Annotated in this window: 23 protein-coding genes; 14 read left to right on the top strand and 9 right to left on the bottom strand. The window is 63.4% G+C overall.

Annotated elements, in window-relative coordinates:
• Nucleotides 1-5: 5 nt before the first annotated feature.
• The 7 genes from RCH10_RS15070 (at nt 6) to RCH10_RS15040 (ending at nt 7,320) form a co-directional block, all read left to right on the top strand.
• Nucleotides 6-1,166 (top strand): ABC transporter substrate-binding protein, encoded by a 1,161-nt coding sequence (locus RCH10_RS15070; protein WP_323498267.1) that lies wholly within the window; start codon nt 6-8, stop codon nt 1,164-1,166.
• Nucleotides 1,167-1,176: 10 nt separating this feature from the next.
• A complete protein-coding gene (locus RCH10_RS15065) occupies nt 1,177-2,064 on the top strand; it encodes a branched-chain amino acid ABC transporter permease (protein ID WP_409053002.1) in 888 nt (295 codons plus the stop codon).
• A 16-nt stretch (nt 2,065-2,080) separates the two neighbouring features.
• Nucleotides 2,081-3,007, top strand: coding sequence for a branched-chain amino acid ABC transporter permease (locus tag RCH10_RS15060; RefSeq protein WP_409053001.1), 927 nt, complete (start codon nt 2,081-2,083; stop codon nt 3,005-3,007).
• Between the two features lie 5 nt (nt 3,008-3,012).
• Nucleotides 3,013-3,819, top strand: coding sequence for an ABC transporter ATP-binding protein (locus RCH10_RS15055; RefSeq protein WP_409053000.1), 807 nt, complete (start codon nt 3,013-3,015; stop codon nt 3,817-3,819).
• Entirely contained in the window at nt 3,791-4,486 is a 696-nt protein-coding gene (locus tag RCH10_RS15050) for an ABC transporter ATP-binding protein (protein ID WP_187051980.1), read from the top strand. Before RCH10_RS15055 ends, RCH10_RS15050 begins: the two co-directional genes overlap by 29 nt.
• 76 nt (nt 4,487-4,562) lie before the next feature.
• Nucleotides 4,563-5,396, top strand: a complete 834-nt coding sequence (locus RCH10_RS15045; protein WP_409052999.1) for an alpha/beta hydrolase — start codon at nt 4,563-4,565, stop codon at nt 5,394-5,396.
• A 52-nt stretch (nt 5,397-5,448) separates the two neighbouring features.
• A complete protein-coding gene (locus tag RCH10_RS15040; protein ID WP_409052998.1) occupies nt 5,449-7,320 on the top strand; it encodes an AI-2E family transporter in 1,872 nt (623 codons plus the stop codon).
• 41 nt (nt 7,321-7,361) lie between these two features.
• Here RCH10_RS15040 and RCH10_RS15035 read toward each other — a convergent pair whose 3' ends face one another.
• Nucleotides 7,362-8,354 carry a Bug family tripartite tricarboxylate transporter substrate binding protein gene (locus RCH10_RS15035; protein WP_409052997.1) on the bottom strand — a complete coding sequence of 331 codons (993 nt, stop codon included), beginning with the start codon at nt 8,352-8,354 and terminating at the stop codon, nt 7,362-7,364.
• Between the two features lie 120 nt (nt 8,355-8,474).
• Here RCH10_RS15035 and RCH10_RS15030 point away from each other — a divergent pair, with 120 nt between their 5' ends.
• Nucleotides 8,475-9,299 carry an ABC transporter substrate-binding protein gene (locus RCH10_RS15030; protein ID WP_409052996.1) on the top strand — a complete coding sequence of 275 codons (825 nt, stop codon included), beginning with the start codon at nt 8,475-8,477 and terminating at the stop codon, nt 9,297-9,299.
• Nucleotides 9,300-9,317: 18 nt separating this feature from the next.
• Here the strand turns inward: RCH10_RS15030 and RCH10_RS15025 are convergent, their stop codons facing one another.
• The gene (locus RCH10_RS15025) at nt 9,318-10,058 is read right to left on the bottom strand and encodes an SDR family NAD(P)-dependent oxidoreductase (protein ID WP_409052995.1); all 741 of its coding nucleotides are present in this window, start codon (nt 10,056-10,058) and stop codon (nt 9,318-9,320) included.
• Between the two features lie 128 nt (nt 10,059-10,186).
• Between RCH10_RS15025 and RCH10_RS15020 the strand changes: the two genes are divergently transcribed.
• From RCH10_RS15020 to RCH10_RS15010, 3 genes are all read left to right on the top strand, one after another.
• A complete protein-coding gene (locus RCH10_RS15020; protein ID WP_323498275.1) occupies nt 10,187-11,089 on the top strand; it encodes a LysR substrate-binding domain-containing protein in 903 nt (300 codons plus the stop codon).
• Nucleotides 11,090-12,198: 1,109 nt separating this feature from the next.
• Entirely contained in the window at nt 12,199-14,628 is a 2,430-nt protein-coding gene (locus tag RCH10_RS15015) for a CHASE2 domain-containing protein (protein ID WP_409052994.1), read from the top strand.
• Between the two features lie 276 nt (nt 14,629-14,904).
• Complete coding sequence (locus tag RCH10_RS15010) at nt 14,905-15,495, top strand: NADPH-dependent FMN reductase (RefSeq protein WP_409052993.1); 591 nt, start codon at nt 14,905-14,907, stop codon at nt 15,493-15,495.
• A 14-nt stretch (nt 15,496-15,509) separates the two neighbouring features.
• Here the strand turns inward: RCH10_RS15010 and RCH10_RS15005 are convergent, their stop codons facing one another.
• Nucleotides 15,510-16,040: an OmpH family outer membrane protein gene (locus RCH10_RS15005; RefSeq protein WP_409052992.1), complete on the bottom strand. Its 531-nt coding sequence runs from the start codon at nt 16,038-16,040 to the stop codon at nt 15,510-15,512.
• Nucleotides 16,041-16,217: 177 nt separating this feature from the next.
• Between RCH10_RS15005 and RCH10_RS15000 the strand changes: the two genes are divergently transcribed.
• Together RCH10_RS15000 and yghU are read left to right on the top strand one after the other, a co-directional pair.
• The gene (locus RCH10_RS15000; protein WP_409052991.1) at nt 16,218-16,535 is read left to right on the top strand and encodes a hypothetical protein; all 318 of its coding nucleotides are present in this window, start codon (nt 16,218-16,220) and stop codon (nt 16,533-16,535) included.
• 40 nt (nt 16,536-16,575) lie between these two features.
• On the top strand, nt 16,576-17,433 hold the full coding sequence (gene yghU / locus RCH10_RS14995; protein ID WP_409052990.1) for a glutathione-dependent disulfide-bond oxidoreductase: 858 nt from the start codon (nt 16,576-16,578) through the stop codon (nt 17,431-17,433).
• Between the two features lie 46 nt (nt 17,434-17,479).
• On the opposite strand, the gene RCH10_RS14990 is transcribed toward yghU, so the two are convergent.
• The 5 genes from RCH10_RS14990 to RCH10_RS14970 form a co-directional block, all read right to left on the bottom strand.
• Nucleotides 17,480-18,694, bottom strand: coding sequence for an OmpA family protein (locus tag RCH10_RS14990; protein ID WP_323496049.1), 1,215 nt, complete (start codon nt 18,692-18,694; stop codon nt 17,480-17,482).
• On the bottom strand, nt 18,688-20,082 hold the full coding sequence (locus RCH10_RS14985) for a hypothetical protein (RefSeq protein ID WP_409052989.1): 1,395 nt from the start codon (nt 20,080-20,082) through the stop codon (nt 18,688-18,690). The genes RCH10_RS14990 and RCH10_RS14985 overlap by 7 nt, the downstream gene beginning before the upstream one ends.
• Nucleotides 20,083-20,572: 490 nt before the next feature.
• Complete coding sequence (locus RCH10_RS14980) at nt 20,573-21,685, bottom strand: substrate-binding domain-containing protein (RefSeq protein WP_409052988.1); 1,113 nt, start codon at nt 21,683-21,685, stop codon at nt 20,573-20,575.
• A complete protein-coding gene (locus RCH10_RS14975) occupies nt 21,682-22,842 on the bottom strand; it encodes an ABC transporter permease (RefSeq protein ID WP_409052987.1) in 1,161 nt (386 codons plus the stop codon). Before RCH10_RS14975 ends, RCH10_RS14980 begins: the two co-directional genes overlap by 4 nt.
• Nucleotides 22,839-24,422: a sugar ABC transporter ATP-binding protein gene (locus RCH10_RS14970; RefSeq protein WP_409052986.1), complete on the bottom strand. Its 1,584-nt coding sequence runs from the start codon at nt 24,420-24,422 to the stop codon at nt 22,839-22,841. Before RCH10_RS14970 ends, RCH10_RS14975 begins: the two co-directional genes overlap by 4 nt.
• 147 nt (nt 24,423-24,569) lie before the next feature.
• On the opposite strand from RCH10_RS14970, the gene RCH10_RS14965 reads away from it, so the two are divergent.
• On the top strand, nt 24,570-25,580 hold the full coding sequence (locus RCH10_RS14965; protein WP_409053075.1) for a LacI family DNA-binding transcriptional regulator: 1,011 nt from the start codon (nt 24,570-24,572) through the stop codon (nt 25,578-25,580).
• Between the two features lie 16 nt (nt 25,581-25,596).
• Here the strand turns inward: RCH10_RS14965 and RCH10_RS14960 are convergent, their stop codons facing one another.
• The gene (locus RCH10_RS14960; protein WP_409052985.1) at nt 25,597-26,631 is read right to left on the bottom strand and encodes an L-idonate 5-dehydrogenase; all 1,035 of its coding nucleotides are present in this window, start codon (nt 26,629-26,631) and stop codon (nt 25,597-25,599) included.
• Nucleotides 26,632-26,645 lie beyond the last annotated feature (14 nt).

Raw genomic sequence — 26,645 nt, 5'->3', positions numbered from 1 at the left:
AAGAGATGAAAAGCTGGAACTTGAAGAATGTTTCGTTGGTAGGTGCAGCGCTGGCTGCATTGTTCGTCCATGTCGGACCGGTGTCCGCTCAGGGCCTCGCGCCGGGCGACTACAAGGTCGGATTCGTCACCGAGAACACCGGCGCCATCGCCTCGGCCGGCCAGTCCTACTGGAACGGCGCGCAGCTGGCAGCGGAGGAGGTCAAGACGCAGAAGTACCTCGGCGGCGCCTCGATCGTGCTGGACCCGAAGGAGAGCGGCAGCGATGCCGCCCGCGCGATCCAGGCGACCAATCAGTTCGTGGCCGACCCTTCGCTGCTGGCGATCAGCTGCTGCATTCTGTCGCCGGTTGCTGGCTCCCTGAAGCCGATCGTGACGGAGGCGAAGACACCGCTCGTGATCTTCGGCGCGACGGCGGCCGGCCTGCCGCAACTGCCCTATGTCTACAGCATGACGATCCTGCCCGGCCCCAAAGACAAAGCCACCGCGCTCACGATCGTCGATGCGGTCAAGCCGAAGACCGCCGCCTACATCCTCGCGGCCGACAACGACGCCTTCAAGGGTCGCATGAACGCGACCCGCGAAGCGCTCGAGGCCAAGGGCGTGACCACCGCCGGGGTGGTCAGCGTGCTGACGAAGGACACGGACTTCACCGCGGCCGCGACGCAAGCCATGGGTCTGAAGGCCGACATCATCCTGGTCTATGCGACGCAGGGTGCTGCCGCCGGTGCCATCACCGCGCTGAAGGATCGCGGCTACGCCAAGACCATCGTCGGCAACGACGTGCTGTCGCCGGCTTCCATCTTCAAGAAGATGGGCGACTCGGTCGTCGGCGTACCGTTCCCGGTCAGCTTCTCCGACTCGATCGTGGAAACGCCAGAAGCCAAGGCTTTCGTCGCGGCTTACCAGAAGAAGTTCAACGCGGCGCCCGACATCTATTCGGCCCAGGGCTACCAGGTGGTGTGGTTCATCGCACAGGGGTTGAAGTCGCTGTCCGGCAAACCGACCCGCGAGGCGCTGGGCCAGGCACTGTCGAAGGTGACGAAGATCGACCATCAGGTCTATGGCGGGGAGGCCATGAACAACGGCCAGGCAGAGACGGCTGGCACGTTGGTGGTGGCCTGGTCTGCTGAAGGCAAGATCGTGCCCTGGGTCGCACCCAAGTAGGCGCGGGGTCATGCAACTCTTCATCGAGCAACTGATCAATGGTTGCGCGCTCGGTGCGCTGTACGCGCTGTTCGGCCTCGGTTTCGGGATCGTTTTTTCGACGCTCGGCATTCTGAATGCGGCGCACGGCAGCTATGCGAGCTGGGCCGCGATCGCGGCGCTGGCAGCGGTCGAACAGCTGAAGCTGCCTTTCGTGCCGGCACTGGTCGTCGGTGTCGTCGGGGGCGGGCTGCTCGCGGTCGTGGTTGACCAGATCGCCTTTCAGCCGCTGCGCAAACGCGGCAGCGGCATGCTGGGCGCGCTCATTACCAGCATTGCGTTCTGGATCATTCTCGACAACCTGGCCGGTACCGCTACCGGGCAGCAGAGCCTGAGCTTTCCCCGCGGAAGCTATCCGGGCACCATGTTCCATCTGGGCGACATTCCTATTCCGGCGATGCAGCTCATCACAGTGGCGGTCATGCTCGTCGTGACCTTCGGCCTCCACATCCTCATCCGGCGCAGCCGCTTCGGTGCGGCCATGCGTGCGGTCGGCTGGAACCAGACGGCCGCCTCGCTGGGCGGCGTCAATCCGCGTTATGTCGTGATCGTCACCGCCTTCATCGCCGGTGCGACTTCAGGCCTGGCCGGCGTTCTCGGTGGCATCACCACGCACAACGTTTCGTTCCTGCTGGGCGAGGGCCTGCTGCTCAAGGGGTTCGCCGCAGTAGTGGTCGGCGGCTACGACGACGTTCGCGGCACCGCAGTCGCCGGTGTCGGGCTCGGTGTGCTGGAGGTGATGTCGGCGCAGTACCTGTCTTCGGGTCTGCGTGACGGCATCACCTATGCGCTGTTGCTGACTTTTCTGCTGGTACGACCGCGCGGCCTGTTCGGCAGTCTCGGTTTTTCTCGGGCCTGATTTCATACAAGCAACCATGCAAGCACTTGCCGATTTCTGGCGTACCTACCAAAGCACTGTCGCGTTCGCGATCGTCAATGCCTTCTTCGCACTCAGCACCTATTCCGTGCTGTCGGCCGGCATCCTGAGCTTCGCCACCGTGACCTATGCCGCCATCGGTGGCTTCGTGGGCGCGCGGCTGATTTTGCAGACGGGTCTCGATCCGCTGATCCTCTTGCCCGCGGCCATGGCGGCGGGTGCGCTGTTGGCTTATGTCGTCGCCTTGATCTTTCTCAGGCTCGAGAGTCACTGGATGGCGCTGGCAAGCCTGGCGCTCATCCTGATCGTCCGCGTCGCCGTCATCAACGTGCCGAGTCTGACCGGCGGCGTCAACGGACTGAGCGTGCCGGTCACACTGCCGATCGGCGTGCTGGGCATCCTTCTGGCGCTGGCCATGATCGTGTTCTACCGGCTGTCGGTGTCGTGGTACGGCATCGCGGCGCAGGCGGTGCGCGAAGATCCGGCGGTTGCATCCAGCCTGGGCATCGCACCGCGCCGGATACAGACGATCGCGTTCGTGATCTCGGGGGCAGTCGGTGGCCTCGGCGGCATGTTGCTCGCCCTGGTCCTGCAGTTTCTTTCGCCCGACACTTACTTCGTGAACATCGCTTTCACCATGATCGCGGCCGTGGTGCTGGGGGGGTCGTATCACTGGATCGGATCGATCATCGGGGCGGCGGTGTTCACTGCATTGCCGGTGATCGCGCAAGCCTTCGTGCCTCACTTCCAGGAAGTGGCGAACGGGGTCGTGTTGCTGCTGATCATGATCTTCCTGCCGCGAGGGCTGGTCGATCCGCGCGCCATTCGCTTGCGCCGCGCCGCACGCAATGCAAATGCAAATGCAAATGCCGATGCAGACGGCGCGCCCGCAAAAGTATCGTCAGCTGCCGGAGCCGCGCTTTGACTGCGATGAGCGTTGCATCCGATCTGCCGCTGCTGGCGGTCGAGGCCATCGGCAAGAACTTCGGCGGCGTCGCTGCCGTCTCCGGCCTGTCGATGACGGTCAAAGCGGGCAGCGTTGCAGGTGTCATGGGCCCGAACGGCGCCGGCAAGACGACGCTGGTCAATCTCATCAGCGGCTTGCTGCCATCGGACACCGGCACCATCCGATTCGGCGGTGTCGAGATCCAGCGCAGTGCGGCATACGACATCGCTTCCCAGGGCATCGCCCGCACCTATCAGAACGTGCGGCTCTTCAGCGGCATGACGGTGCTGGAGCAGGTGATGGCGGGTTGCTATCTGCGGCGCGGCGCGTCGTTGTGGGCATCGTTCCTTGGCCTGCCGAAGGCACGCGCGGCACGCAAGGCGGTCGAGTTTCATGCCTACGAGTTGCTGGAGCGCGTGCAGCTGAGCCGACAGGCGCATCTGCTGGCGGAAACGCTGTCGTATGGAGAACAGCGTCGGGTCGAGATCGCTCGTGCACTGGGCACCGGCCCGCGGCTTTTACTGCTCGACGAGCCCACCGCCGGAATGAACGTGCAGGAATCGAACGAGATCGGAAGTCTCGTCCACAGCCTGCGCGACGGCGGACTGACGGTGCTGATGGTCGAGCACAACGTGCGGCTGGTCAAAGAATTCTGCGACCACGTCACTGTGATGAACTTCGGCCGCCTGCTTGCCCATGGAACACCCGCAGACTGCATGGCGCACCCCGATGTGCAGGCTGCTTACTTTGGAAACACTGCTGATGCTGACCGTATCCGCGCTCTGCGCTAGCTACGGCGCCATTCGCGCCGTCACCGACCTCAGTTTCGAGGTCCGGCCGCGCAGCATGGTCGCCATCCTCGGTGCCAACGGCGCGGGCAAATCGACCACGTTGCGCAGCATCGCGGGCTTGCATCGGCCGGTAAAGGGCTCGATCAAACTCGACGGTGAAGAGATCTCTGCGATGCCGGTGCATCGTGTCGTCCGGCGTGGGCTCGCGCTGGTGCCTGAAGGACGCATGGTGGTCGCGCCCCTCACGGTGGAAGAGAACCTGAAGCTCAGCAGCTACGCCGGGCGTGGCAACGCGAGCGACTTGATGGCGCGTGTCTATGACCTGTTTCCTCGTTTGAAGGAAAGGCGCGGCCAGATCGCGGGCCTCATGAGCGGCGGTGAGCAGCAGATGCTCGCCATCGGCCGCGCACTGATGACCGAGCCCAGCATGCTCGTGCTGGACGAACCGTCGATGGGATTGGCGCCATCGATCGTGGACCTGGTGTTCCAGGCGATCGTCACCCTGCATCGCGAGGGCCAGTCGATCCTGCTGGTCGAGCAGAACGCCGAGATCGCGTTGTCTGTCTGCGACTACGCCTATCTCATGAAGCGCGGGTCGATCGTGACGGAGGGAACGGTGGACGCGCTGCGCGCCGATGCCGGCGTGCTCGAGGCTTATCTGGCCTGAGGTTCCCGAGATTCGGCGCATCCGCGCGCCATGCATACTCGGACGCGCATACCGTCATGCGCTTTCGGAACCCACTTTGTCATCCAAAGTCTATCGCGTCGCCCTGTCCGCATCGGGCGCCGCGCTCGGTGCGATCGCTGCTTACTGGGCGCTGCTTTCCGCCCGGCAGGGCCACATCCTTTTCGACACGCGCAAGCTGCCGGTCGTCGCCTTGTCCGCCGACTTCTCCACCTACTCTCACACTGTGCCGGGCGGCATGGTGCGCGGCTATGTCTATCACCCGCACGGCGAGGCGGCGCTGCAAGACCTTTTCATCTACTTCGCTGGCCGCGGCGAGGATGTTCGTGCCACGGCCAAGGCACTGCACTGGCTGCCTGAAGGCTTCGGCTTTGCCGCGGTCAACTACCGGGGCATGGCGGACTCGGAAGGGCATCCATCGGAAATCGCCTCGGTCGCCGACGCGGTTCAGTTCGCGAATCATTTGCGCAAGGCTTTTCCGCATGCGCGATTGCACGTCGTCGGTCGCAGCCTTGGTTCGGGCGTGGCCATTCAACTCGTGGCGCAGCAGACGTTTACCAGCCTGCAGCTGATCACCCCGTACGACTCCATGCTGGAGGTCGCCAAGAAGCGCTTTCCGCTGGTGCCGTTGTCGCTGTTGTTGCGGCACCAGTTCAACTCGCTGGCGCATTGCCTCGGCGTCGCGGCCAAGACGCAAGTGCTGCTGGCCGAGCGCGATGACGTCGTGTTGCCGGAGCGCTCCGCCAAGCTCATCGCGGCATGGCCGACACCGGTATCGGTGAAGACGATTGCGGGCTCGGATCACCACAGCATCATCGATCTCGAAATGACATGGCTGCTGCTGGTGGACTTTGCGTTGACCGCCGTGCTGGCGATGCCGGAGGCGGCATAGATCTCGCTTCCCAAGAACATCTTCACCATCGCCACAACGCTGTCTGCGCCCATTGCCCAATCTCAAGAACTTCCAGTTCGGCCTGATCGTCCCAGCCACGTGCGTGCTGCTTTTGCTGCACTTCGGTCAGGACTTTCTGAAGCCCATCGTCATCGCGGGAGTCTTGAGCCTGGTGCTGGCGCCGCTGGTGAGAAGACTCGCGGTCGCGGGCCTGGGTCGTACCGTGGCCACGCTGGTGTCGGTGGTGCTGGCCGCAGCGTGCGTCGCCTGGATCAGCGCGGTGCTGGCGATACAGCTCGTCGCGGTCGCCGGCGATCTGCCCCAATACACGGCGGCCATCAGTGGCAAGGTCGACGCGATCCGTGAGTTCACGGTCCGTCCGTTCGAACGAATCGAGTCTGAACTCAAAGGAATGTTGCCGCAGACCGCGCCGCCCGACGCGACCGCACCGCGGCGTCAAGGCAGTCGGGCCACGGTGGTTGCGCCGCCGCCCGCACCGGCCGTCCAGGCACCGCAGTCGGCTGGGGAGCGGGTCACCAAACTGTTATCGACGTTATGGGGACCGGTCGGGCAGGCTGGCATCGTGTTCGTGCTGCTGGTCTTCATCCTGCTGGAGCACGAGTCGCTCAGCGATCGCTTCATCCGTCTGGTCGGCGAGGCGGAGCTGGGCACGACGGTGCAGGCATTGAGCGCGGCGGCGCAAGGCGTGTCGCGCTTCTTCCTGTCGCAATCGATCGTCAACGCGATCTTCGGCACCGTGGTCGGCGTGGGACTTTGGGCGATAGGACTGCCGCATGCCGCGCTCTGGGGTTGCGTCGCCGCGCTGCTGCGATTCATCCCGTATGTGGGTGTGCTGGGCGCAGCCGCGCTGATCGCGGTGTTCGCGGCCGCGGTCGATCCCGGGTGGACGCTCGTGCTGGCCAGCCTGGGATTCTTCGGCGTGCTCGAACTCGTCTTCGCCAATGTGCTGGAGCCGCAGGTCTACGGGCACAGCACGGGCCTGGCGCCGCTGGCGGTCATCGTGTCCGCCTTGTTCTGGGGCGCGCTCTGGGGGCCTGTGGGACTGCTGTTGTCTACGCCGCTGACACTGTGTCTGGTGGTGATGGGCCGACACGTCAAAGCACTTGCGCCATTCACGATTCTTCTCAGCGATGCCCCGGGGCTGTCTGCCGGCCAGCGCTTCTATCAGCGAGCGTTGTCGGGCAATGCGTCTGTCAACTTGCAGGAGGCGCGGGCGTTTCTACGGCGCAGCAGCTTTGCCAGGTACTGCGATCACGTTCTGTTTCCGGGACTGGCGCTCGGCGCAGCGGACTTTCGCATCGGGCGTATCGACCAGCAGCAGCGCGAGCGCATCCTGGCGAACATCGTCGCCTTGGCCGAATCGTTGTCGAGGGAGCAGCCGGCACGGCGCACGGCACGCCGTCGGGCGCCGACTTCGCTGGTCGACGCCAACATGGGTGCCCATCTGCGGCACATGCGCGAAGCGCGCCTCGGCCGGTGGCAAGGGCGGCTCGATGTGCCCTCGCGTTCGATCGTTCTGTGCATGGGCTTTGGCACCGACCGTGACGATCTGCTGATGGAACTGCTCGTCAGGGCGCTGCGGGAGGAGGGCGTGGACGCCCGGAGCGTGTCGACTAACGAACCCCAAGACCCCGAGACGGCGGACAAGGCCAGTCTGGTGGGCACTGTCTTCCTCGTCTATCCGCGGCAGGACGGGTTGGCGCAGTGGCGGCAGAAGGCGGCCGAGCTGCGCGCCGCGTTGCCAGACGCGATTCTTGCCACCATCAAGCTGGCACTCGACGATTCTTCGGTCGAAGAAAAGCAGGTCGAGGATTTGATCGATTTGGTGCTCCACTCGTATTCCGAGGCGGAGGCGTTTGTGCTGGAGAGCAAACAGAAAACGGATGCCGTGTCCGTCGAGTGATCGCGTGAGGCTGTTCTGCGAACTCTGTGCGATTCGCTTTTTTACTGCGTCACGGTGATGCCCCGATTCCGAATCAGCGCGGGCCAGATGGCGCGTTCGGCAGCCATGTAGGCGCGGAGCAAGGTCGCATCGGCCGCCGCCGTTTCCCATCCCGCATCGTTGAGTTTGCGAGACACCTCGGGGACGCGCATGGCGGTTTGCAGTTCTGCGTTGAGTCGCTCCTGCATCGGCATGGGCGTCGCGGCCGGGGCCACCAGGCCGACGGTCGCATAGGCGTTCAGTGGGCCCGTCAGGTCGTACGGAACCGTCGGCATGTCGGGCAGTTGCGTCACTCGCCGCCCCGACATCGAAAGCACCGGAACGACAGCTGCACTCTTGATCGGAATGAGCCCGCCTGCCAGGTCGACGACGAGCATCGGCACTTTGCCCGACACGACATCGGGGAGCGCCATGCCGGTGCCGCGGTAAGGCACGTGAGTCGCCACGAGACCGGTCTGGCTCTTGAGCAGTTCCATCGCAAGATGGTGCGGCGAGCCTTCGCCCGGCGATGCGTATTGAAGCGGTGGCGTACGGCCGGCCTTCGACGCCTTCAGGATCTGCTCGAAGCTGGTGAAGCCGGACTTGGGCGACACCACCAGCAGCAACGGCGTGCGGGCCATGAAGCCAATGAGCGCGAAATCCTTGTCTGGGTCGTAGGGCAGTGTCTTGAACAGCGAGGCGTTGTAGACCAGGATGCCGTTGTCAGCGGTAAACAGGTTGCGGCCATCGGCGGCCGCATGCGCCGCGGCACCGGCGGCGAGCGTGCCGCCTTTGCCCGGCATGTTCACTACTTCGATGTCCTGCTTCATCTGGGAGCCGAGCTGCGCCGCAAGCACGCGCGTCACAAAATCGGCACCGCCGCCGGCCGGATAACCGACGATCCATTTCATCGCGCCGGGCGCTGGACTCTCCGCCGCGCCCACCGCTTGCGCGCATGCGCCCGCACCCATGGCAACCAGAAAGGAACGCCGTGACCAACTCAGATCGGATTGCATGGAGTACAAGTGTGAATAAATGTAACTTTGCATCCTATGTGCGGCTGCGCGCATGCTCCTCAGGGATTTCCCTAGGTGTCGTCGGGCAGCATGACGAGCGGCGCCACTAAAGTCTTATCGATGAACCTGACCCGACGTTCCTTCCACGGTGCCGCAGGCGGCCTGCTGTTGACCGGCTGCGCAAGCATCCGACTCGATACGCGTGCCGCAGCAATCGCCGAACTCGGCAGCACCGGCAAGCTGCGTGCCGCGATCAACCTCGGCAACCCGATCCTCGCGAGCCGTGAGCCGTCGGGCGAGCCGCAAGGTGTCTCTGTCGACCTCGCACGCGAAGCAGCCCGCCGCCTGGGCTTGCCCATCGAACTTGTGCCGTTCAACTCCGCGGGCAACGTGGTCGAAGCGGTCAAGGCGCGGCAGGTCGACCTGGCCTTCGTCGCGATCGATCCGGTGCGTGCTGCCGACACCGACTACACGGCGCCGTACGTGGTGATCGAAGGCGCCTACCTCGTACGCAACGAGTCGCCGCTTCAGCGCAATGAAGAAGTCGACCGCGCCGGCACGCGCATCGTGGTCGGCCGTGGCAGCGCCTACGACCTCTATCTCACGCGCGAGATCAAGTCCGCCACGCTGGTGCGCATACCGACCTCACCGGAGGTAACGAACCAGTTCATCGCGCAAAAGCTCGAAGTGGCTGCGGGCGTGCGGCAACAACTCGAGGCGGACGCCATGCGACTGAACGGCAGTGGTGGAGCTGGCCTGCGCATGCTGCCCGGCCGTTTCATGGTCATCGAGCAGGCCATGGGCGTGCCGAAGGGTCGCCTTGCAGCGCAGGCCTGGTTGAGCAGCTACATCGAAGAGATGAAGGCGTCGGGCTTCGTCGCAGCTGCGTTGCAGCGGCACGGCATAGAAGGCGCCAGCGTGGCACCGCCGCGCGCGCATAGTTGAGCTGGCGGCTCAGGCGTTTCAGAACACCATGCCGCCCGCCACGTCGATCGTGCTGCCGGTGACCCATGCCGCATCGTCCGACACCGCGAACGACACCGCTGCCGCGATGTCCCGCGGCTGACCCACACGGCCCAGCGGCGTCTTGCCGACCAGCACGTCTGTCATGCTCGCAGCCGACTCTGCATTGCCCTCGGTCGTGACGAAGCCGGGCGCGATGCCGACCACACGGATGTTGCGCGGACCGAGCTCCATTCCCAGCGTGCGCGTTAGCACGTTGACTGCGCCTTTGGTCGCGCTGTAGACATGCACCATCGGATACGGGCTCTTGGCGAGGCCAGAGCTGATGTTGACGATGACGCCGCCGGCCGGCAACACGCGTGCGGCTGCCTGAGTGGCGAGCAGCAAGCCGCGCACGTTGAGGTGGAAGTGCTCGTCGAAGCTCTCCGCGGTCAACGTGTCGAGCGAGTCGACCTTGTAGACGCCGACGTTGTTGACAAGGATGTCGAGCCGCCCGAAGGTTTCGATGGCCGCGTCGATCAGCAGCGGAATGTCATCCGGTTTGGAAACGTCGGCTCTTACTGCAACGGCCTTGCCGCCGGTCGCGACGATACGTTGCACGACCGCATTGGCGTGTTCGACGCTGCGTGAGTAGTTGACGACGACCGATGCGCCGTCGGCTGCCAGTCGTTCAGCGATGCCGGCGCCGATGCCCTGCGATGAACCGGTGACGATGGCGACTTTGCCTGCGAGTGAACTCATGAAGATGCTCCTGGATAAAGAGATAAGAACGGATTGAATCAACAGCTGTCTCGACGATAGGCATCGCATTCCTTCGGATAAAGCCATGTGATCGGGATGCGGCATGAAGTCCAACTTCATAATTGACCATGTCGTCCGATCTGCTTCCGGCCATCGCCGCTTTCGCCCGCGTCGCGCACCATTCGAGCTTTACCAAGGCGGCCGCCGAACTCGGTGTCTCGCCTTCGGCGTTGTCGCAAACTATGCGATCGCTGGAGACTCGATTGGGTGTTCGCCTGCTCGACCGCACCACGCGACGCGTCGGCGTGACGGAGATCGGCCAACGGTTCCTGCTCGATGCGCAACCCGGCCTTGCCACGATCGCGGCCGCCATCGACGGCGTCAACGAGTCGCGAGACAAGCCTGTCGGTCTGCTGCGGCTGAACCTGTCACGCACGGCGTCGGACATCCTGGTCGTGCCGCACCTCGTTGCCTTCCTGGAAGCCTTCCCGGACATCACTCTCGAGATGAGCTGCGACAACGCGATGATCGATTTGGTGGCGGGCGGCTTCGATGCCGGCATTCGCCTCGGCGAGAACCTGGCACAAGATGTGGTGGCGGTGCCGCTCGGCGGGCAACATCGCATCGCGACCGTCGCGGCGCCGCGCTACCTGAAGGGCCTCAAGGGCCTTACTGCGCCGCAGACTCCTGAGGACCTCAAGTCACATCGCTGCCTCAATGCGCGCCTCGCTGGCGGCATCTACCGATGGGAGTTTTCGCAAGAAGGTCGCGACTTCGACATCGAAGTCGACGGGCCACTATTGACCAACGACGGCGACATCCTGATGGCCGCGGTTCGGGGTGGCGCCGGCATCGCCTGCACGTTCGAGGCGCTGGTTGCGGACGACCTCGCCGCAGGCAAGCTCGTGCCGCTGCTGCAGGATTGGTGGCCGACGTTTCCGGGCTTCTATCTTTACTACCCGAGCCGCGCGCACACGCCGCGCAAACTGCGGGTGTTCATCGAGTTCATGCAAAGCCGTTTGAATGCGTGATTGAGAGCAGATCGCCAGGCCACGCGCAGACCGGGCGCCGCTCTGGTTCGTCGCAGCCGGCTTCTTCATGCCGCAGCTGGAATCGACTGCGCTCGCCTTTCGATTCACCTTCGTGGCGGTGGGCGCGATCACACTGCTGTCGGCGTTGATGTTTCGGCGGCTCGCTCGCCCGCACCCCGCGTAATGCACCCATTGCTCAGCTGTCATGGACTGGAAATGCGAACGCAGATTCGATGCGCAGGTGATTCCCATGCGCCTCGATAGCCCAAAGGCGAGCCAGTCAGCCACACGCTCTCGGGCACCTTGCCAGCGCGTTCGGCGTAACAGACCTCGTTGGAATAGATTTAAAGAGAATGAATTCGAAAACTTTGTTGATAATTTGGTACGCGGATTCACTGATCATGGTGCTCGGGTTTCAAGCCGTTGGAATTTGAAATGCGCACACCTCTGCTTGAAGAAGAATCCGCTCAAATGCGGCTGCGGGTCTCGCCGCTGATGTTCCCAACGATTGTCGGCCCTGAAGCCTTGACGTGGACTGGGTTCATAGCCGGCGAATCGCTTTGCACGGCGCTGCGCAAGGACTCGTTCCACATGCTGCTGATGTCGTGGAGCCGAATGTGCTCGTACTTGATAACTCCGGGCCGCTGCACTGGTTACGCGTACGCTGCCAGTTCACCATGCTCGCACTCATGCCCAACGGTAGAAAATTCGAGGACGGCATCGCCCGGGCTTTGGCGTATGGCGCCAGCGAAGACGTCGTCAAGCCATTCAGGGCTACAGAGTTGATCGCGTGCATCAGACGGTCATCCGACAGCACGAAATGTCGCAAGTACGGATCAAACCGATGGGTGATCGATAGTTTTTTCATGAGAGCGTGACCATGATTTTTGGTCAACCCATCCCACGGACGTTTTCGTTTTCAGTCGCTGAGTTCGGGCTGGCGATAGCGCCGTTTCGAAACATCGGGCGCGTTTTATCGCATAACCGCTTGATGGACGCTACCAGCGTAAGCCAGCGACACAGCAGCACACGAATTCAAAACAGTCAGATTTTTAAACAGCGCCGACAGCTTGCACTCGAAAGTAACGAGCTCCCGATGCAAACGATTTATGGCCGGGGTTATCGGCTCATTCACAGAAGAGTTGATCAGACGGACGTTGGCGATGCAGATGTTTAGGCAATTTGCGTCAATGCTTCGGAAGCTTAAAACACGCGTTGCATTGCGAGTTTTACTGGCTGTCCTGTTGCCGCTGGCCATCGTCTGGAAAGTCGATCACACCACGCCCACGGTAGCGGACGGACGTCTGTATGACCGCGTAATGGCCAGCGTGGCGGCGCCTGTGAACTCCGAGGTCGAGATCATCTCGATTGACGCTCAGAGTATTCAAGAAATCGGGCCGTGGCCGTGGCCTGCAGCAATCCACACGGAATTCTTGCGCCAGCTTTCTCAGCAGGCGCCCCACGCCGTGGTGCTCAACTTCAGGCTCGGCTTTCCAAAGCTCGAAGGCGACGACGATGCAGCGTTGGCGGCTGCGCTGCGGAAACTGCCGGTGTACCTCACAATTCCAAGTTACCTATCCGGCGCTGTCGTGAACCAAAGCGAAGCCCTTCGCTCTCGAACAAGACACTTTTCGGCAGTTGTCCAAGGCATCGGGCATTCCAGCCTTAGCGCCGACGACTCAAGCAAGCGCCTTCGGTTCATCAGCCTCTTTGCGCCTGCTCCGGACAACTCACTACCTTATGTGGGCGCGATGGTTGCTCCGGCTCCCCCGTTGCATCGCGCTATCGCCAACGGCACGCATCTGCAATTTGGAATTCCTTTCAATGGCGAAGCAGCGCACCCGTCAATTTCCTATTCTGAGGTCCTTGCAGGCAAGCTATCCGCTGATCGGCTCAAGGGGCGCATTGTTGTCGTTGGACCCACTAACGGTGTACCGCTGGGACGGCAGTGGTACGTTTCAGGCTCCTCCGGAGCCACGCTGGTGACTTCGACCGAAGTTCACGCGAGTGCCATTGACGCGTTGCAACAAGGCACTTACGTTTCCGCAGCGCCGCCGGTGGTGCTGGGCTTGGCGATGGCACTTTCAATCTTGGCGGTACTGTTTTCATTCGATAAGTTACCGAAGGCTGCGCCACTGGTGGGGCTGGCTTTCATTGCCAGTGGCGTCGCCGTCAGCGCTTTGATGCTGCGCTTACTTCACATCTGGCTCCCTTCGTCCTTTTTCGTGTTCGGAATCTTCGCTGCCTACTTGCTGTGGACTTGGCAACACTTGTACCAAGTACTTGGCTTTTTAAAAGAACACATCGTTGCGCTGAGTCAGGTGCCATCTGTTAAGTCCGATCGTGTTGGGCCAGTCCGCGTTGGCGCCAACGACCCGGTGGAGCGATACATAGGCGCTCTCGATCACGCAATCTTGCGGCTCATGCGATTGGAGGCATACATGCGGTTCTCGCTGTTGAAACTTCCCATCGCCGTCGTGCTGTGCCGATCCGACGGAAGCATCGACGTGCTGAACGCTGCCGCCGCCGCGCTGCTGCCCGAGCTTTCGCCCGGCACGCGATCGACGGCCAAAGAAAGTCTCCCGGCAATCATTGCGCAGCTTGAGAGCAAATCCAGCATTCGGCGGCCTGAATTGCACGAGCATTGGTCGCAAGCACTCGGCGGTGAATACAGCACACCACTAGGGAAAATATTTTCGATCGAGGCCACGTGCATTGACGACGTGCCGGCTCCGGCGCCTGCGACCTGGATCGTCGTGCTTCGCGAGCTGACTCAAGAAAGACAAGCCGAACGAGAGCGGGCCAATTGGCTCAACTTTTTGTGGCACGACCTTCGCAGCCCGCAAATCAACCTTCTGAGCTTGGTGGAGTTGTATGAAATGAAGTCGTCACGTGTGGGCGTGGCCGAATTGGTGACCGGTGTGCGACGCGAGGCGGAGCGAACCATCGCGTTGGCACAGAGCTTTATCAGCGTTACGACCTCGGAGGCCCGCGACTACGAATTCGCTGTGGTGAGCCTTTCATCGTTACTTGCGAAGAGCGTCGAGGAACTCGCCGCATATGCCTTGGCCCGGCACGTGCAGCTGTCGTCAAGATCAATGCATACCCATCATGACCTCGTGCGCGCGGACGGAGGAATGCTGCTGCGAGTTTTCGCCAATCTCTTGGAAAACGCGATTCGGCACAGTGCACCCGGCGATATTATTTGGGCGAACTGCAACGTCGAGAAAGGACTTGAGGCTGTGGTCAGTATTCAGGACGAGGGCACCGGCATGGCACCGGCTGTGCTGGATGCGCTGCTCGATCGCGGGGCCCAGGGCCTGACCGAGGCCGCCAAGCTTTCCGCTTCTCAACAAGACATTGAAGCGGCTCACAACGTTGCGCCGCGCGATGCCAGGACGCACGGCTTCGGATTTGCAATGGTCAGGCAGGTTGTGGCCGCACATGGCGGCTGGATCTCCGGCCAGAGCACTGTCGGTGAAGGCACGACTTTCGCGATCGGCTTTCCTTTGGTGCATGCGGAAAAGCAATTTCATTAGCCCTGTCCAGCACCTTGCAATCCGCGTGCTGGCGAGAATTGCAAGGCCTGCTTACAGGTCGGCAAGACGCCGGCGAAGATGACTCGCTTCGGAGGGGCTCAGCCCGGTGCAATACCGGACGAGAAACACCGCCTGATCGGTGGGATCAGAATGTCCAACTTCTGGGGTCAGTTCAATCCCGGGGCGATTCATTAGGAGCGCCCATTAAAAGCGTCATGCTGCGATGTGCAAGACTCTCTCGATCCGATAATTTTTCAGAGAAAAGGCGGAGTAGTCATGGCCGACAAAATCCTGGTTTTCTACGGTTCGTACCGGTCCGATCGCATGGGCATCCGGTTGGCCGACTACGTGGTGTCGATGCTCACGGCGCGTGGTGCCGCTGCCGAGCTGGTTGACGCGCAAGCCGTCGGCCTGCCGATGCTCGACCGCATGTACAAGGAGTACCCGAAAGGCACGGCACCGGCCGCTATGGAAGCGCTCGCCGAGAAGATCCGCGCCGCGGACGCCTTCATCTTCATCACCGGCGAATACAACTGGGGTCCGCAACCCGGATTGAAAAACCTGACCGACCACTTCCTCGAAGAATGGTTCTGGCGACCGGCTGCCGTGGCGAGCTATTCGGCAGGTCGGTTCTCCGGTGTGCGATCAGGCTCGATCTGGCATCAGATCCTGTCGGAGATGGGCATGGTGGTGGTGTCGAGCACGCTCGCGGTCGGCCCGATCTCGCAGACGCTGGACAGCGAGGGCCACGCAACGGGAGCGCCCGGTGCCGCACTCGACAAGTCGTTCGGGCGCTTTGCCGACGACCTGGCGTGGTGGACCGAAGCCACGCGCGAGCAGAGGGCGCGCAAGGCGCCGCCTTACTGATTTATCGAGGTCTGCTACTTGTTTCCGCTGGCCGCCGAATCGAGTGTTTTCAGTACTTTGTCGGTGACGTCGTAAGCCGGCCGGATATAGACGATCTCCTGCAGGATGGCGTCGAAGCGCTCCGTTTCTGCAACCTGCTTGACCGCGCGCGAGGTGGCTTCCAGCAGCTTTTGCAGCTCTTCGCCGCGCCGGCGCTCCTGGTCCGCCTTGAACGCCTCGCTGACGCGATTCAATTCGCGCTGCTGTTCGCCCAGCCGGCGCTGACGCTCCAGACGCTGTTCGTCGCTCAGATTGGGCATGTCTTTCTCGAGCCGGGCGACGGCTGAGCTGAATGCCTGTGCCTGGTCTTTGCCGGCTTTGGCCCGGACCGCGAACTCGACTTCAAGCGCTTCTTCGGCGCGCTTGCCCAGAACCGAATCCCGCATCACGCGATCGACGTTGACATAGCCCAGCCGGAACTGCTGCGCGCTCGCAGTGCCGCAAGCGGCCAAGGCAAGCAGCACGCAGAAAGAAGAGACGAGTCGCCTGTGGGTACGGGTAAACATTTGTTGGGAGCGGCTGGTCAGAGAGAGGTCGGTTCGACTCGAATGATCCCATGCTTGGCCGGCGCACCCAAAAATTGGGAGTCTTAACCCTTGCGACACCGTTTGGTGATGTGGGCTCGTGTTCATCTGTTCGGCACCGAACCGACTCGGCCATAAAAGGCGCGCGAAAATTTCGGCATGCTATTTACTGCACGCCAACGCCCCGTACGCGCACTGTGGCTGATACCGATCGCGCTGATGATCGGCGGTGCGTTGCTGGTGGCATCGGCATGCAGCCCGAGCCCTGACGGCTCGTTGCTGGTGGTGGCGATCCTCGGCGCGCTGCCCTGGTCGCTGAGCCTGCTCATGCTGGACGCCACGCCGGGCTTTGCGGAAACGGCCGGACGGCTTGTCTCACTTGGCATCGTTCTGAATCTGGTCGGGGTGTGGTGGGGGATGCTTGCGTTTGTGAAGCGCCGCTCAAGACGTCGCCCTGCGGAGGTTCGGCTTTCATGATCCACTGGATGTTTGGCCCTACACACATCGAGATCGACACATGACAGCACCATCGGACTACATCCCACCCAAAGTCTGGACCTGGAACAAGAGCAACGGCGGCAAGTTCGCCAACATCAATCGCCCGATCGCCGGGCCGACGCATGACAAAGAGCTGCCCATAGGCCGCCATCCCTTGCAGCTCTATTCGCTGGGAACGCCAAATGGCATCAAGGTGACGGTCATGCTGGAGGAGTTGCTGGCACTCGGCCACCAGGGCGCCGAGTACGACGCCTGGCTGATCAAGATCAACGAAGGCGATCAGTTCGGCAGTGGCTTCGTCGACATCAATCCCAACTCCAAGATCCCGGCGCTGATGGACCGCAGCGGGCCGACGCCGATCCGGGTTTTCGAGTCGGGTGCGATCCTGGTGTACCTCGCCGAAAAGTTCGGCGCCTTCTTGCCGACCGAATCAGCGCATCGTGCTCAGTGCTTGTCATGGCTCTTCTGGCAGATGGGCAGTGCGCCGTACCTCGGCGGTGGGTTCGGGCATTTCTATGCCTATGCGCCGACCAAGATCGAGTACGCGATCGACCGCTTCGCAATGGAGGTGAAGCGCCAGCTCGATGTGCTCGACCGGCGACTTGCGGAGTCACCTTATCTGGCAGGGGACGACTACACGATCGCCGACATGGCGGTGTGGTCCTGGTACGGCGCGCTGGCCAAGGGGCTGGTCTACGAGGCGGCGGAGTTTCTGGAGGTCGCGTCGTACACGCACGTGCAGCGATGGACGGACCAGATCGCGGCGCGGCCCGCGGTGAAGCGCGGGCGCAGGGTCAATCGAGTGTGGGGCGACGCGGCCGAGCAGATGCCCGAACGCCATGACGCCAGCGATTTCGACATGACGACCAAGCCTTGACGTGGTGGCTCCGGGGCTCGCCGACGGTCAGCCGTTTCATGCTGCCTTACCCGTTGCAGGCGATCACCTTGAACTCGACGCGCCGGTCGAGCGCATCGCGCAAGTCGTCCGTTCCGGTCCCCACGATGTTTTCGCGAAATCCAAGGCCGGCGTCACGCAGCTTGCGTGTGAGTTCGGGGGCTTCGGTTTCGAGTCGCCGCTTGACGTACGTTGCGCGCTGCAGCGACAGCCGGCTGTTGATCTGCTCGGAGCCGGTGCGGCTGGTGTGCCCGGTCACCACAACGCATTGCTCGATCAACGCGCTCTGACGCGCGATCTGGCGTAGCCACATCGGATACGGCCCACTGACCCGGGTGTCGACCACGAAGTCGGTCGTTCCTGGCTTGAAGAGGAATTTCACGCTCAAGTTGTTGGTGGCCAGGCCCAACCGCACCATGAGCCCAAAAGTTTTCTCCGCCGCATCGGTTTGGCCGAGCTGCGTTTGCGAAAGGTACAGACCACTGTAGATGCCCATCTGCTGGCCGTCCGGGCGCAGCGATGCGGCCTCGTAGCGCGCCAGCGCTTCGGTATAGCGCTTCTCGTTGTACGCCGCGTTGGCGTCGGCGAGCAATGCCGAGGTCGGCAACCGTTCCAGATAGAGCGCATCCGCAGGCATGCCGGCCTTGGTCTGCGAGGTGCGGATGTAGCCTTCCACCACGCGGTCTTTCGCGATCACCGGGCTGTCACGGTAGACGGCGGTCGGACTGGTATTCAGATTGTTGTCGCCCACACGTGAAGCAGTCTGGGCCAGCACCAGCCCGGTCTTGATATCGGTGAGCGCAAGACTCAGGCGGTACTGCGCGGCGCCGGCCGTGCTGCTGGTCTGGGTCAGAGTGCCGTTCAACACGAACTGGGCGCCGGCCAGGCCGGTGGCGTCGAAGGCCGAAACAGTGAACTGCTTGAAGCGCGAGCGCACGCGTTCGGCCACGCGCTGTTCGGCGATGCGCGTGACCTCGGTCTGCTGCCCACTGGTGCCGTCCAGCATCGGGTCGACCACGATGATGCGTGGCGCCTTCAGGCGGGACTCCACCGTTGCCATGAAAGTCGGTAGCTTTTGAGTTTGCGCGAAGAGGTCGTCGACCGACTGGTCGAGTGCCTCATCGAAGGGTATGGCCATGTCGCGCTCGGATACGCGCGGCGCGCCGCAGGCGACCAGGGCCATGGCACAGCCCAGGAGCGCGGCCCGTGCGAGCCGTTGAAGTTGGGTTTGGGTGATCAGCATCTGGTTCTCAGGGTTTCTCGGTCGGTACTGGTCAGCGGCGCACCTGCCGAGGCGCGCATGACGATCTCGCTGCAGCGGGAGGCGCCAGCAGGTTCGGCGGCGGATCTTTCGGCTTGCGGGATGGCTGCGACAGTCGATGGGGATTCGACACGATGGGTCGTTGCCGACGGCAGCTTCGCTATACGCAAAGAAGTGGCTTTGGGCGCTGGAACCGCGTCCGGTATGCGATCAGCGACCTTCGGTGGCGCAGGCGCCACCATCGCTGGCGGAGCCGGGGTAGTGATGGCAGGCGACGGAACCGCATTGGTGACGGACACCGGCGTCGGTGGTGCCGAGGGTGCCGAGGGTGCCGAGGGTGCCGGGGGTGTAACGGCGGCCGGAGTTGCAGGCGCGTGAGCGTCGGCCGTCGCCGTCTCGTGCGACGCCGAAGCTGCCAGCAGCAGCACCCCCACGCCGAACATGATCGTGACGACTCCGGCCAGTACCGAGGTCGCGCGGCTGGCCAGCCTGGTCAATACAGCACCGGGTTGCAGCCACAACCCGTGCGGTCTCTTTGTGACGCGCGACACGTCCAGCAAGACCAGCAGCACGGCGACACCAAAACTGACGGCAAATCCGATGCGCGTCAGCGAGCCACCGGGTGCCAGCCGCTCGAGTCCCGAGATGGCCAGGCCGACGAACGCCGCGAGCGCATTGAACGGAAATACCCACGTGCTGATCGCCTTCAGAATCTGCTGCTGGGTTGTGAGAGGAGGCGCTTCGGGTGGCGCGACGTGTATGGCGCGGGGTACCGTCGTCGAGATTGGAGCCGGGGTACTGGCGCCATAGAGCTGCTCGAGATGAGCACGCAGCGCGGACTCGGGCACCTGCAGCAGTAAAGTCTCGATTCGCCGGCCATTTTCTTCGGTGAAGCCTTCGGTCGGCCTGAACGCTGCCCGGTGGGCCACAGACAAGTCCGACACCGAAACATGGAAGGCGCCGGACACCAGGATCTCGCCGACGAGGGCATGCTGCATCACATGCTCGGCAACGTTGATCCCCTCGCCAAAGAAACTGGGCATCCCGTTCACGTCCTTGCGCGCGACCAAAGATCCAAGGTGAAGCCCCGCCCTCGACGGCTGCGAGCCGTCCTGGCGCATCCAGTCGGCCAAACGAAACGCTGCGGTCAACGCGGCATCGACGTGATTCTGAAAACTGATGGCGACGCCTTCCCCGGCCGGGAGGATGGTGCGGTCCGGTTCCGGCACGCCGGCCAGGAGACTGGCGAGGAGCGCCTGAAGCTGTGCGTGCCACTCCATCCGCGCGCTGCCGTCCCACTCGGTCGTCGAGACGGGCTGAAGGCACAAAACGCTGCAGACGATCGAGTGACTGGGCGTAGACCGGTTCACTCGCTTGACGGCGTTGCGACTGCAAAGGAAGAGTCACTTTCGCGCGCGACTATTGCTGTGTGCGGCGCGTATCTGCTCATCGTTGAGGGGTGGTCTGCAAGCGCCAACGGGCGAGGCAGGATGACAAGGAAAGAAGGGCGCACAAAGGACTTGGTATCAAGGCAGACGGTGGCCGACAGCGAGTTGGGCCGTAGGTCCAGAGAGATTCACATAAGTTAACAATCGTAAATGAAAAAGGTTCACTTACAACTTTAGTTAGAGCTGCAAATCCTGCGCGTGATGCCCGGCCCAACCCGGCCTGCGCCGTCGGACAAGGGCATGCAGGCAAAGCTGTACCGACGCCGCAGAGGTCGATCTGCTGCAGTTGCGGCTAACCAGGTTGCTGTGCCCGCTGCAGATACGCGCCGAAGCTCCGCAGAGCCCCGACGCGCGCCATCGATTCCCCCTTCGATGCGGGGTGAAGGCGTCTTTCCGGTGGGTCAGTGGCTATTTACGGCTTGCCCCAAATCCGCTTGTACTGATCGCGATAGCCGTTGTCCGGGTCGAAGATGTTCTTAGGGCCACCGTCCTTGCCGACGTTTTCGACCGTGACCAGATGCACCTTGGGGTTGTAGCCCGACCAGGCCACCTTGTTGAAAGCGCGGTTCAGTTCATCCACGACCTGCCAGCCCTGCATGTTGAGCGGCTCCGGCACCGTGCCGGCCTGGAATCGCTTGCTGCGGATGCGCTGGTAGGCCGCTTCGGAGCCGTCGCCGGCCGATACCGCCTTGGGGCCGCCGTCACCCTTTTTGCCGGCGGCTGAAAGCGACGGGCCCATGAAGTCGAAGTACAGGTCGTTGATGGCCAGCGAATGGGTCCATTTGTCGCCGAAGCGTTGCAGCAACGAAGTCGTCAGCTGCGGCATGCGGGTCGAGCTTTCGGAGATCGGGCTGTCTTCGAAACTGAGCACCGTGCAGCCGCCGCACTTCTTGATCACGGCTTCCATCGCCTTGGCCTTGTAGAGCGCGATCGCGTATTGCGAGTCGGTGAAGATCACCACGCCGGCCTTGCCGCCGGAATCGACCACCGCCCACGAAGCGGCCACATCGGCGACGTCGTCGGTCACGGTTGTGACGTTGGCATACAGGCTGGCTTTTTCATTAGGGCCCGGCTTTTCACCCGAATGCCAGCCGACCAGCGGCACGCCGGATTTGGCCGCGTTCTCGAAAGCCACCTTCTGCTCGGTGGTGTCGAAGCCGCCCACCACGATGCCGGCCGGCTTGAGTGCCAACGCCTGGTTCAGCGCGGCCGTCCGTCCGCTGACCGAGCCCTGGCCGTCGATCACACGCACGTTCCAGCCGATGGCTTTGCCGGCTTCTTCGACGCCCTTCGACACGCCGACGATGCCGCCGTTTTTCATGTCGCCCGCGACGAACACGATGGTGCCCCCCGCTGCGGCTTTGGGGCCGGTGGTGGGGCCGTCCCACTTCTCCTGGCTCATGGTCGCGACGGCTACCTTCTGCTTGGCGGCGTCGAGAAAATCGTCGGCCAGCGCGTGCCCGGCCAGGCCGGCCGTGCAGAGCGCGATGACCGCGGTGGTGATGCGGGTGCGAACAGTCTTCATCTTGATGTCTCCGTTGGTTTTGTAATGGAAGCGAGGGAAGCGAGGGAAGCGAGAGAGGTGAGGGAGTTGAGAGGGAGCGTCGAAGGTGTTTCCTGCGGGTCCGATGCCAGTTGTCGCTCGGCGATGCGCCGCTTGATCGACAGGTTGCGGCGCTGCTGCGCATACCCCGCGATGCCGATCGACACCAGCAGGGTGAGCCCGTTGAACAGCGGTTCGACATAGAAAGCGCCGCCGAATTGCTGGATGCCCGAGATGCCGATTGCCAAAATCGCGACGCCGACCAGCGTGCCCCACACGTTCACGCGGCCGGGTCGGATGGTGGTGGAACCGAGAAAGGCGCCGACCAGCGCCGGCAGCAAAAACTCCAGGCCCACACTGGCCTGGCCGATCTGCAGCCGAGAGGCCAGCAGCACGCCGGCAAAGCCCGACAGCAAGCCCGACGCCACGAAGGCGCCCATCACGTGCTTGCGCACCGAGATGCCGTTGAGTTGTGCCGCCTTGGGGTTGGCGCCGATCACATAGAGCGCGCGGCCCAGCGGGGTGAACTCGGTGACCAGCCACAGCGTCACGCTGACGATGAGCACATAGAAGGCCGCGATCGGCAAGCCCAGCAAGGTGCCACCCGCGATGCCGACGAACCCGTCGGGCAGATCGCCCACCACCTGCCGTCCACCGCTGTGCCACATGGCGAGCGCGTAGATCACCGTGCCGGTACCCAGCGTGGCGATGAACGAGTCGATCTGCACCAGCTCGACCAGCAGGCCGTTGAGCACGCCGAACAGCGCCGCACAAGCCAGCACGATCAGCACCGCGAGCGGCCACGGCACACCGAGTCGCGTCTGCAGACTGATGGCGAGGATGTGCCACAGCACGATGCCGTAGCCCACAGTGAGATCGATCTTGCCGGTGATCATCGGGATCGTCGCGGCCAGCGCGAGCAGCGCGATCACCGACTTGTCGGACAGGATGGCGCGCAGGTTGAACAGCGTCGGAAAGGTGTCGGGCAGCAGCAGCGAGAACAGCAGCGCCAGCGCCACGGTGAGCATGACCAGGCCGTACACCGGAATGGCGCGGCCGAACCGCTGCATTAGCGTGAGCGCCTCACCATCGAGCGACTTGTCCGGCTCCAGTGCCGTGGACTTGATGGAACTGCTCATGCGAAGACTTCCTCTGTGTGTTGGGTGTCGGCATGCAATGCACCGCCCGCGGCCATTGCGAGCAGGCGCTCCACCGTGATCTCGGCGTCCGTCAGCTCGGCTGCGATCAAGCCGTCGCGAAACACCAGCACGCGGGTGCATACGGTGGCGACTTCCTCGAAGTCGGTCGAGACCACGACGAGCGCGCTGCCAGCTTCAGCGCGCTCGCGCAGCACGCCGTAGATCTGCCGCTTGGCGCCGACGTCGACACCGGCCGTGGGTTCTTCAAGCACCACGAGCGGCTTGTCGAGGTCGAACCAGCGCGCCAGCACCACCTTCTGCTGGTTGCCGCCGGAGAGCTGTTGCACCTCGGCGCCGGGCGCCGGTGGGTTGATATCGAAGCGCTCTATCAGGCGGAGCGCACTGGCGTGCTCGCGTCGCCGGCGGTTGAAAGAGATGCCGCTGTCGCCATGCAGCGAAGGATTCGGAAACAGGTTTTCGAGCACCGACATCGAGGCCGCGAGGTTCTCTTCCAGTCGCTCGCTGGCGACGTACGCCACCCCGGCCCGAATGGCATCTGCCGGGGTTCTGAAGCACACCTCGTGGCCGAGCAGCCGCATGCGTCCGGCCGACAAGGGCTCGCGGCCGAACAGCGCGCGGCTGATCGCCTCATGCCCGGCACCGCGCAGGCCGACCAGGCCGACCACTTCACCACGGCACACTTCGAAGCTCAAGGGACCGGCGTTGCCGCTGGCCGCGCCGTCGAGTTGCAACACCGGCTCGGCGCCCGCACTGGCACGGCACGCCGCCTTGGCCACGCCCGCCGACAGTGCCTTGCCCACGATCAGGCTGACCAGTTCGCTTTCATTCGTTCGCGAGGTCGTTTTGATCGCGACGAGCTTGCCGTCGCGCATGACCGCTGCTCGGTCCGAGATAGCCATGACTTCGTCGAGCCGGTGCGACACATAGATCATCGCCATGCCCTGGCTGCGCAGACCGCGCAAGACGCCGAAGAGGCGTTCCACATCGGCCATCGGCAGACTGGCGGAAGGTTCGTCGAGCACCAGCAGGCGGGCCTGCACCTCGAGCGCGCGGCCGATCGCCAGCAAGGATTTCTCCGCCCGCGTAAGAGAGAAGATGCGACGTTCAGGATCGATGTCGCAGCCGACGCGCGCCATCACGCGCACGGCCGCACGGTTCGCCGCCTTCCAGTCGATCAGGCCGAAGCGCCGTGGATAGCCCATGCCGAGCGCGACGTTCTCGGCCACCGTCATCCACTCGACCAGGCCCAGATCCTGGTGAATGAAGGCCACCGGCTGCGCCCGTCGATCGCTGCTGCGCCAGGCGTCTTGCGGCCGGCCCTTGAAGAAGATCTCGCCGCTGTCAGAGGGATAGATACCTGCCAAAAGTTTGATGAGTGTCGACTTGCCCGCGCCGTTCTCGCCGAGCAGCGCGAGGATCTCGCCGCTGCACACGTCGAGCGTGACGTCGTCGACCGCCTGCGTGCCGCCGAAGCGCTTGCTGATCCCATCGAAACGCAGCAATGTCTCGCTGTCCGGCGTCGGGGCGCCGCTGCCTCGCGGGTGCAAAACTTCGGTCATCGACGCAGTTTCGCCCTTGTTGCGTTACCGGTAACTGGTGCTTACCCGGAGCGACCGATCGGCACGTTCCTAAATATGATTCGCATGCGCTCTCGAAAACAAACGATGCCTTCTCGCGCTATCCCCGACCCAGGACGCCAGGTGACCATGGCCGACGTGGCGGCGCGCGTCGGCGTGTCGAAGATGACGGTGTCGCGGGCTTTGAGCCGCGCCTCACAGAGCGACCGGACCACGTCGGAGGCGCTGCGGCAACGCATCCTGCAGACCTGCACGGAGATGGGCTACGTGGTCGACCAGACCGCGCGCACCTTCTCGTCGAAGCGCTCCGGCTTCATCGCGGCGATCATCCCGTCGCTCAACAATTCGAACTTTTCGGACACGGTGAACGGGATCATGGCGGCGGTCGAGGGCAGTGGCCTGCAGTTGCTGCTCGGCTATTCCGACTACCGGATCCAGAACGAAGAGCGGTGGGTCAAGGCGATGCTGATGCGCCGGCCGGAAGGCGTCATCCTGACTGGCGGCAGCCATACCGAAGCGACGCGCGCGACGTTGCTCGCCTCGGGCGTTCCGGTGGTCGAGACATGGGACCTGCCGCAAAGTCCGATCGAACACACGGTCGGTTTCTCCAACGCCGAAGCCAGCGGTGCACTGGTGCGGCATCTGCACGGCAAGGGCTATCGCAACATCGCCTTCATCGGCGGAACTTCCAACCGCGACACGCGCGGTGCCGACCGCAGGCGCGGTTATGCCGATGCCGTCCGGAAACTCAAGCTGCCCGCTGGCCGGGTCATCTCGTTCGGCCAACCGCCCATCTCGATGGAGCAGGGCGGGGAAGCGATGGCGCTGCTGATGAAGCAATGGCCTGACGTGGATGCCGTCCTGGCGGTGTCAGACCTGTCGGCCTTCGGCGCGTTGGCCGAGTGCCAGCGGCGCGGCTGGAATGTGCCGGAGCGCATTGCCATCGCAGGCTTCGGCGACTTCGAAGTGGCGCGCAGTTGCCATCCGCGGCTCACGACCGTCGCCATCGATTGCGCAGGCATCGGCCGTGCTGCCGGCGAACTGCTGTTGCGGGCGATCGAAGCTGCGCGTAACGGTGCGCGACTGCCACCTGAAACAGTGCGCACGCCTTTTCAGATCGCGCAGCGCGAAAGCACCTGAAGCGCAGACGTCTTGCTCAGTCGAAGTTCAGAATCACCTTCATCGCCTGCGACCGATCCGCTGCCAGTGCGAACGCCCGCGCTGAATCGCGATAGGACAGCGTGGCCGAGATCAGCGGCTTCACATCGACCAGGCCCTTGTTCAGCAACTCGACCGCCATCGCGAACTCTTCATGGAAGCGGAAGGCACCGCGCAGCTCGAACTCCTTGGCCACGATGGTGTTGATCGGCAGCGTCATTTCTCCACCCAGGCCGAGCTGCACGATGATGCCGCGCGGTCGCACCGCATCGAAAGCGCCCACTAGCGCACGCGCGTTGCCGCTGGCTTCGAACAGCACGTCGAAGCTGCCTTTGTCGGCGGTGAAGCGCGCGAGGCCATCGGGCTCTTCGGCGACGTTCACGACTTCATCGGCACCGACTTTCAGCGCCTTGCCCAGCGTGTGCGCGCCGACATCGGTGGCAACGATATGGGCTGCGCCAGCGCGCCGCGCCGCGATGATCGCCAGCGCGCCGATCGGGCCGCAACCCGTGACCAGCACGCGCTTGCCGAGCAGCGATCCGGCACGGCGCACGGCATGCAGCGCCACCGACAGCGGCTCGGCCATCGAGCCTTCGCCGTCGCTGACCGAATCCGCCAGCTTGTGGGCCTGATGCGTCTCGACAACGATCTGCTGACGGAAGGCACCCTGTACGTGCGGCGTGCGCATGGCACTGCCGTAGTAGCGCATGTCCAGGCAATGGTTCTGCAGGCCTTGCTGGCAGAACTTGCAGACACCGCACGGCCGGCTCGGGCTGATCGCCACACGTTCGCCGGCCACGAATCCGCGCACGTCCGCGCCGACCGCCTCGATCACGCCGGCGACCTCGTGGCCGAGCACCATCGGCTCCTTGAGCCTGATGGTGCCGAAGCCGCCGTGCTGGTAGTAATGCAGGTCGGAGCCGCAGATGCCGCCGCAGCGCACGCGCACCTGCAACTGGTCGGGGCCGAGCGGCGCGGTTTCATAGGTTTCGACGCGCAGATCGCCGGGCGCGTGAATGACGAGTGCTTCCACTTTTTGTGTGTCCT

It is taken from the genome of Variovorax sp. GrIS 2.14 (assembly GCF_046115955.1).
In the GTDB taxonomy this organism is placed as follows: domain Bacteria; phylum Pseudomonadota; class Gammaproteobacteria; order Burkholderiales; family Burkholderiaceae_C; genus Variovorax.
The sequence above is the reverse complement of the archived record's forward strand: the minus strand, read 5'-3'. Positions and strand labels throughout refer to the sequence as shown.

What these genes read in the sequence shown, in the direction of transcription:
- RCH10_RS14980 (WP_409052988.1), bottom strand. Translation starts at nt 21,685, where the DNA reads ATGAAGACTGTTCGCACCCGCATCACCACCGCGGTCATCGCGCTCTGC.
- RCH10_RS15005 (WP_409052992.1), bottom strand. Translation starts at nt 16,040, where the DNA reads ATGTTTACCCGTACCCACAGGCGACTCGTCTCTTCTTTCTGCGTGCTG.
- RCH10_RS14990 (WP_323496049.1), bottom strand. Translation starts at nt 18,694, where the DNA reads ATGCTGATCACCCAAACCCAACTTCAACGGCTCGCACGGGCCGCGCTC.
- RCH10_RS15010 (WP_409052993.1), top strand. Translation starts at nt 14,905, where the DNA reads ATGGCCGACAAAATCCTGGTTTTCTACGGTTCGTACCGGTCCGATCGC.
- RCH10_RS15055 (WP_409053000.1), top strand. Translation starts at nt 3,013, where the DNA reads ATGAGCGTTGCATCCGATCTGCCGCTGCTGGCGGTCGAGGCCATCGGC.
- RCH10_RS15065 (WP_409053002.1), top strand. Translation starts at nt 1,177, where the DNA reads ATGCAACTCTTCATCGAGCAACTGATCAATGGTTGCGCGCTCGGTGCG.
- RCH10_RS14970 (WP_409052986.1), bottom strand. Translation starts at nt 24,422, where the DNA reads ATGACCGAAGTTTTGCACCCGCGAGGCAGCGGCGCCCCGACGCCGGAC.
- RCH10_RS15060 (WP_409053001.1), top strand. Translation starts at nt 2,081, where the DNA reads ATGCAAGCACTTGCCGATTTCTGGCGTACCTACCAAAGCACTGTCGCG.
- RCH10_RS15000 (WP_409052991.1), top strand. Translation starts at nt 16,218, where the DNA reads ATGCTATTTACTGCACGCCAACGCCCCGTACGCGCACTGTGGCTGATA.
- RCH10_RS14975 (WP_409052987.1), bottom strand. Translation starts at nt 22,842, where the DNA reads ATGAGCAGTTCCATCAAGTCCACGGCACTGGAGCCGGACAAGTCGCTC.
- RCH10_RS15050 (WP_187051980.1), top strand. Translation starts at nt 3,791, where the DNA reads ATGCTGACCGTATCCGCGCTCTGCGCTAGCTACGGCGCCATTCGCGCC.
- yghU (WP_409052990.1), top strand. Translation starts at nt 16,576, where the DNA reads ATGACAGCACCATCGGACTACATCCCACCCAAAGTCTGGACCTGGAAC.
- RCH10_RS15020 (WP_323498275.1), top strand. Translation starts at nt 10,187, where the DNA reads ATGTCGTCCGATCTGCTTCCGGCCATCGCCGCTTTCGCCCGCGTCGCG.
- RCH10_RS15070 (WP_323498267.1), top strand. Translation starts at nt 6, where the DNA reads ATGAAAAGCTGGAACTTGAAGAATGTTTCGTTGGTAGGTGCAGCGCTG.
- RCH10_RS15025 (WP_409052995.1), bottom strand. Translation starts at nt 10,058, where the DNA reads ATGAGTTCACTCGCAGGCAAAGTCGCCATCGTCACCGGTTCATCGCAG.
- RCH10_RS15030 (WP_409052996.1), top strand. Translation starts at nt 8,475, where the DNA reads ATGAACCTGACCCGACGTTCCTTCCACGGTGCCGCAGGCGGCCTGCTG.
- RCH10_RS14965 (WP_409053075.1), top strand. Translation starts at nt 24,570, where the DNA reads ATGGCCGACGTGGCGGCGCGCGTCGGCGTGTCGAAGATGACGGTGTCG.
- RCH10_RS15035 (WP_409052997.1), bottom strand. Translation starts at nt 8,354, where the DNA reads ATGCAATCCGATCTGAGTTGGTCACGGCGTTCCTTTCTGGTTGCCATG.
- RCH10_RS15015 (WP_409052994.1), top strand. Translation starts at nt 12,199, where the DNA reads ATGGCCGGGGTTATCGGCTCATTCACAGAAGAGTTGATCAGACGGACG.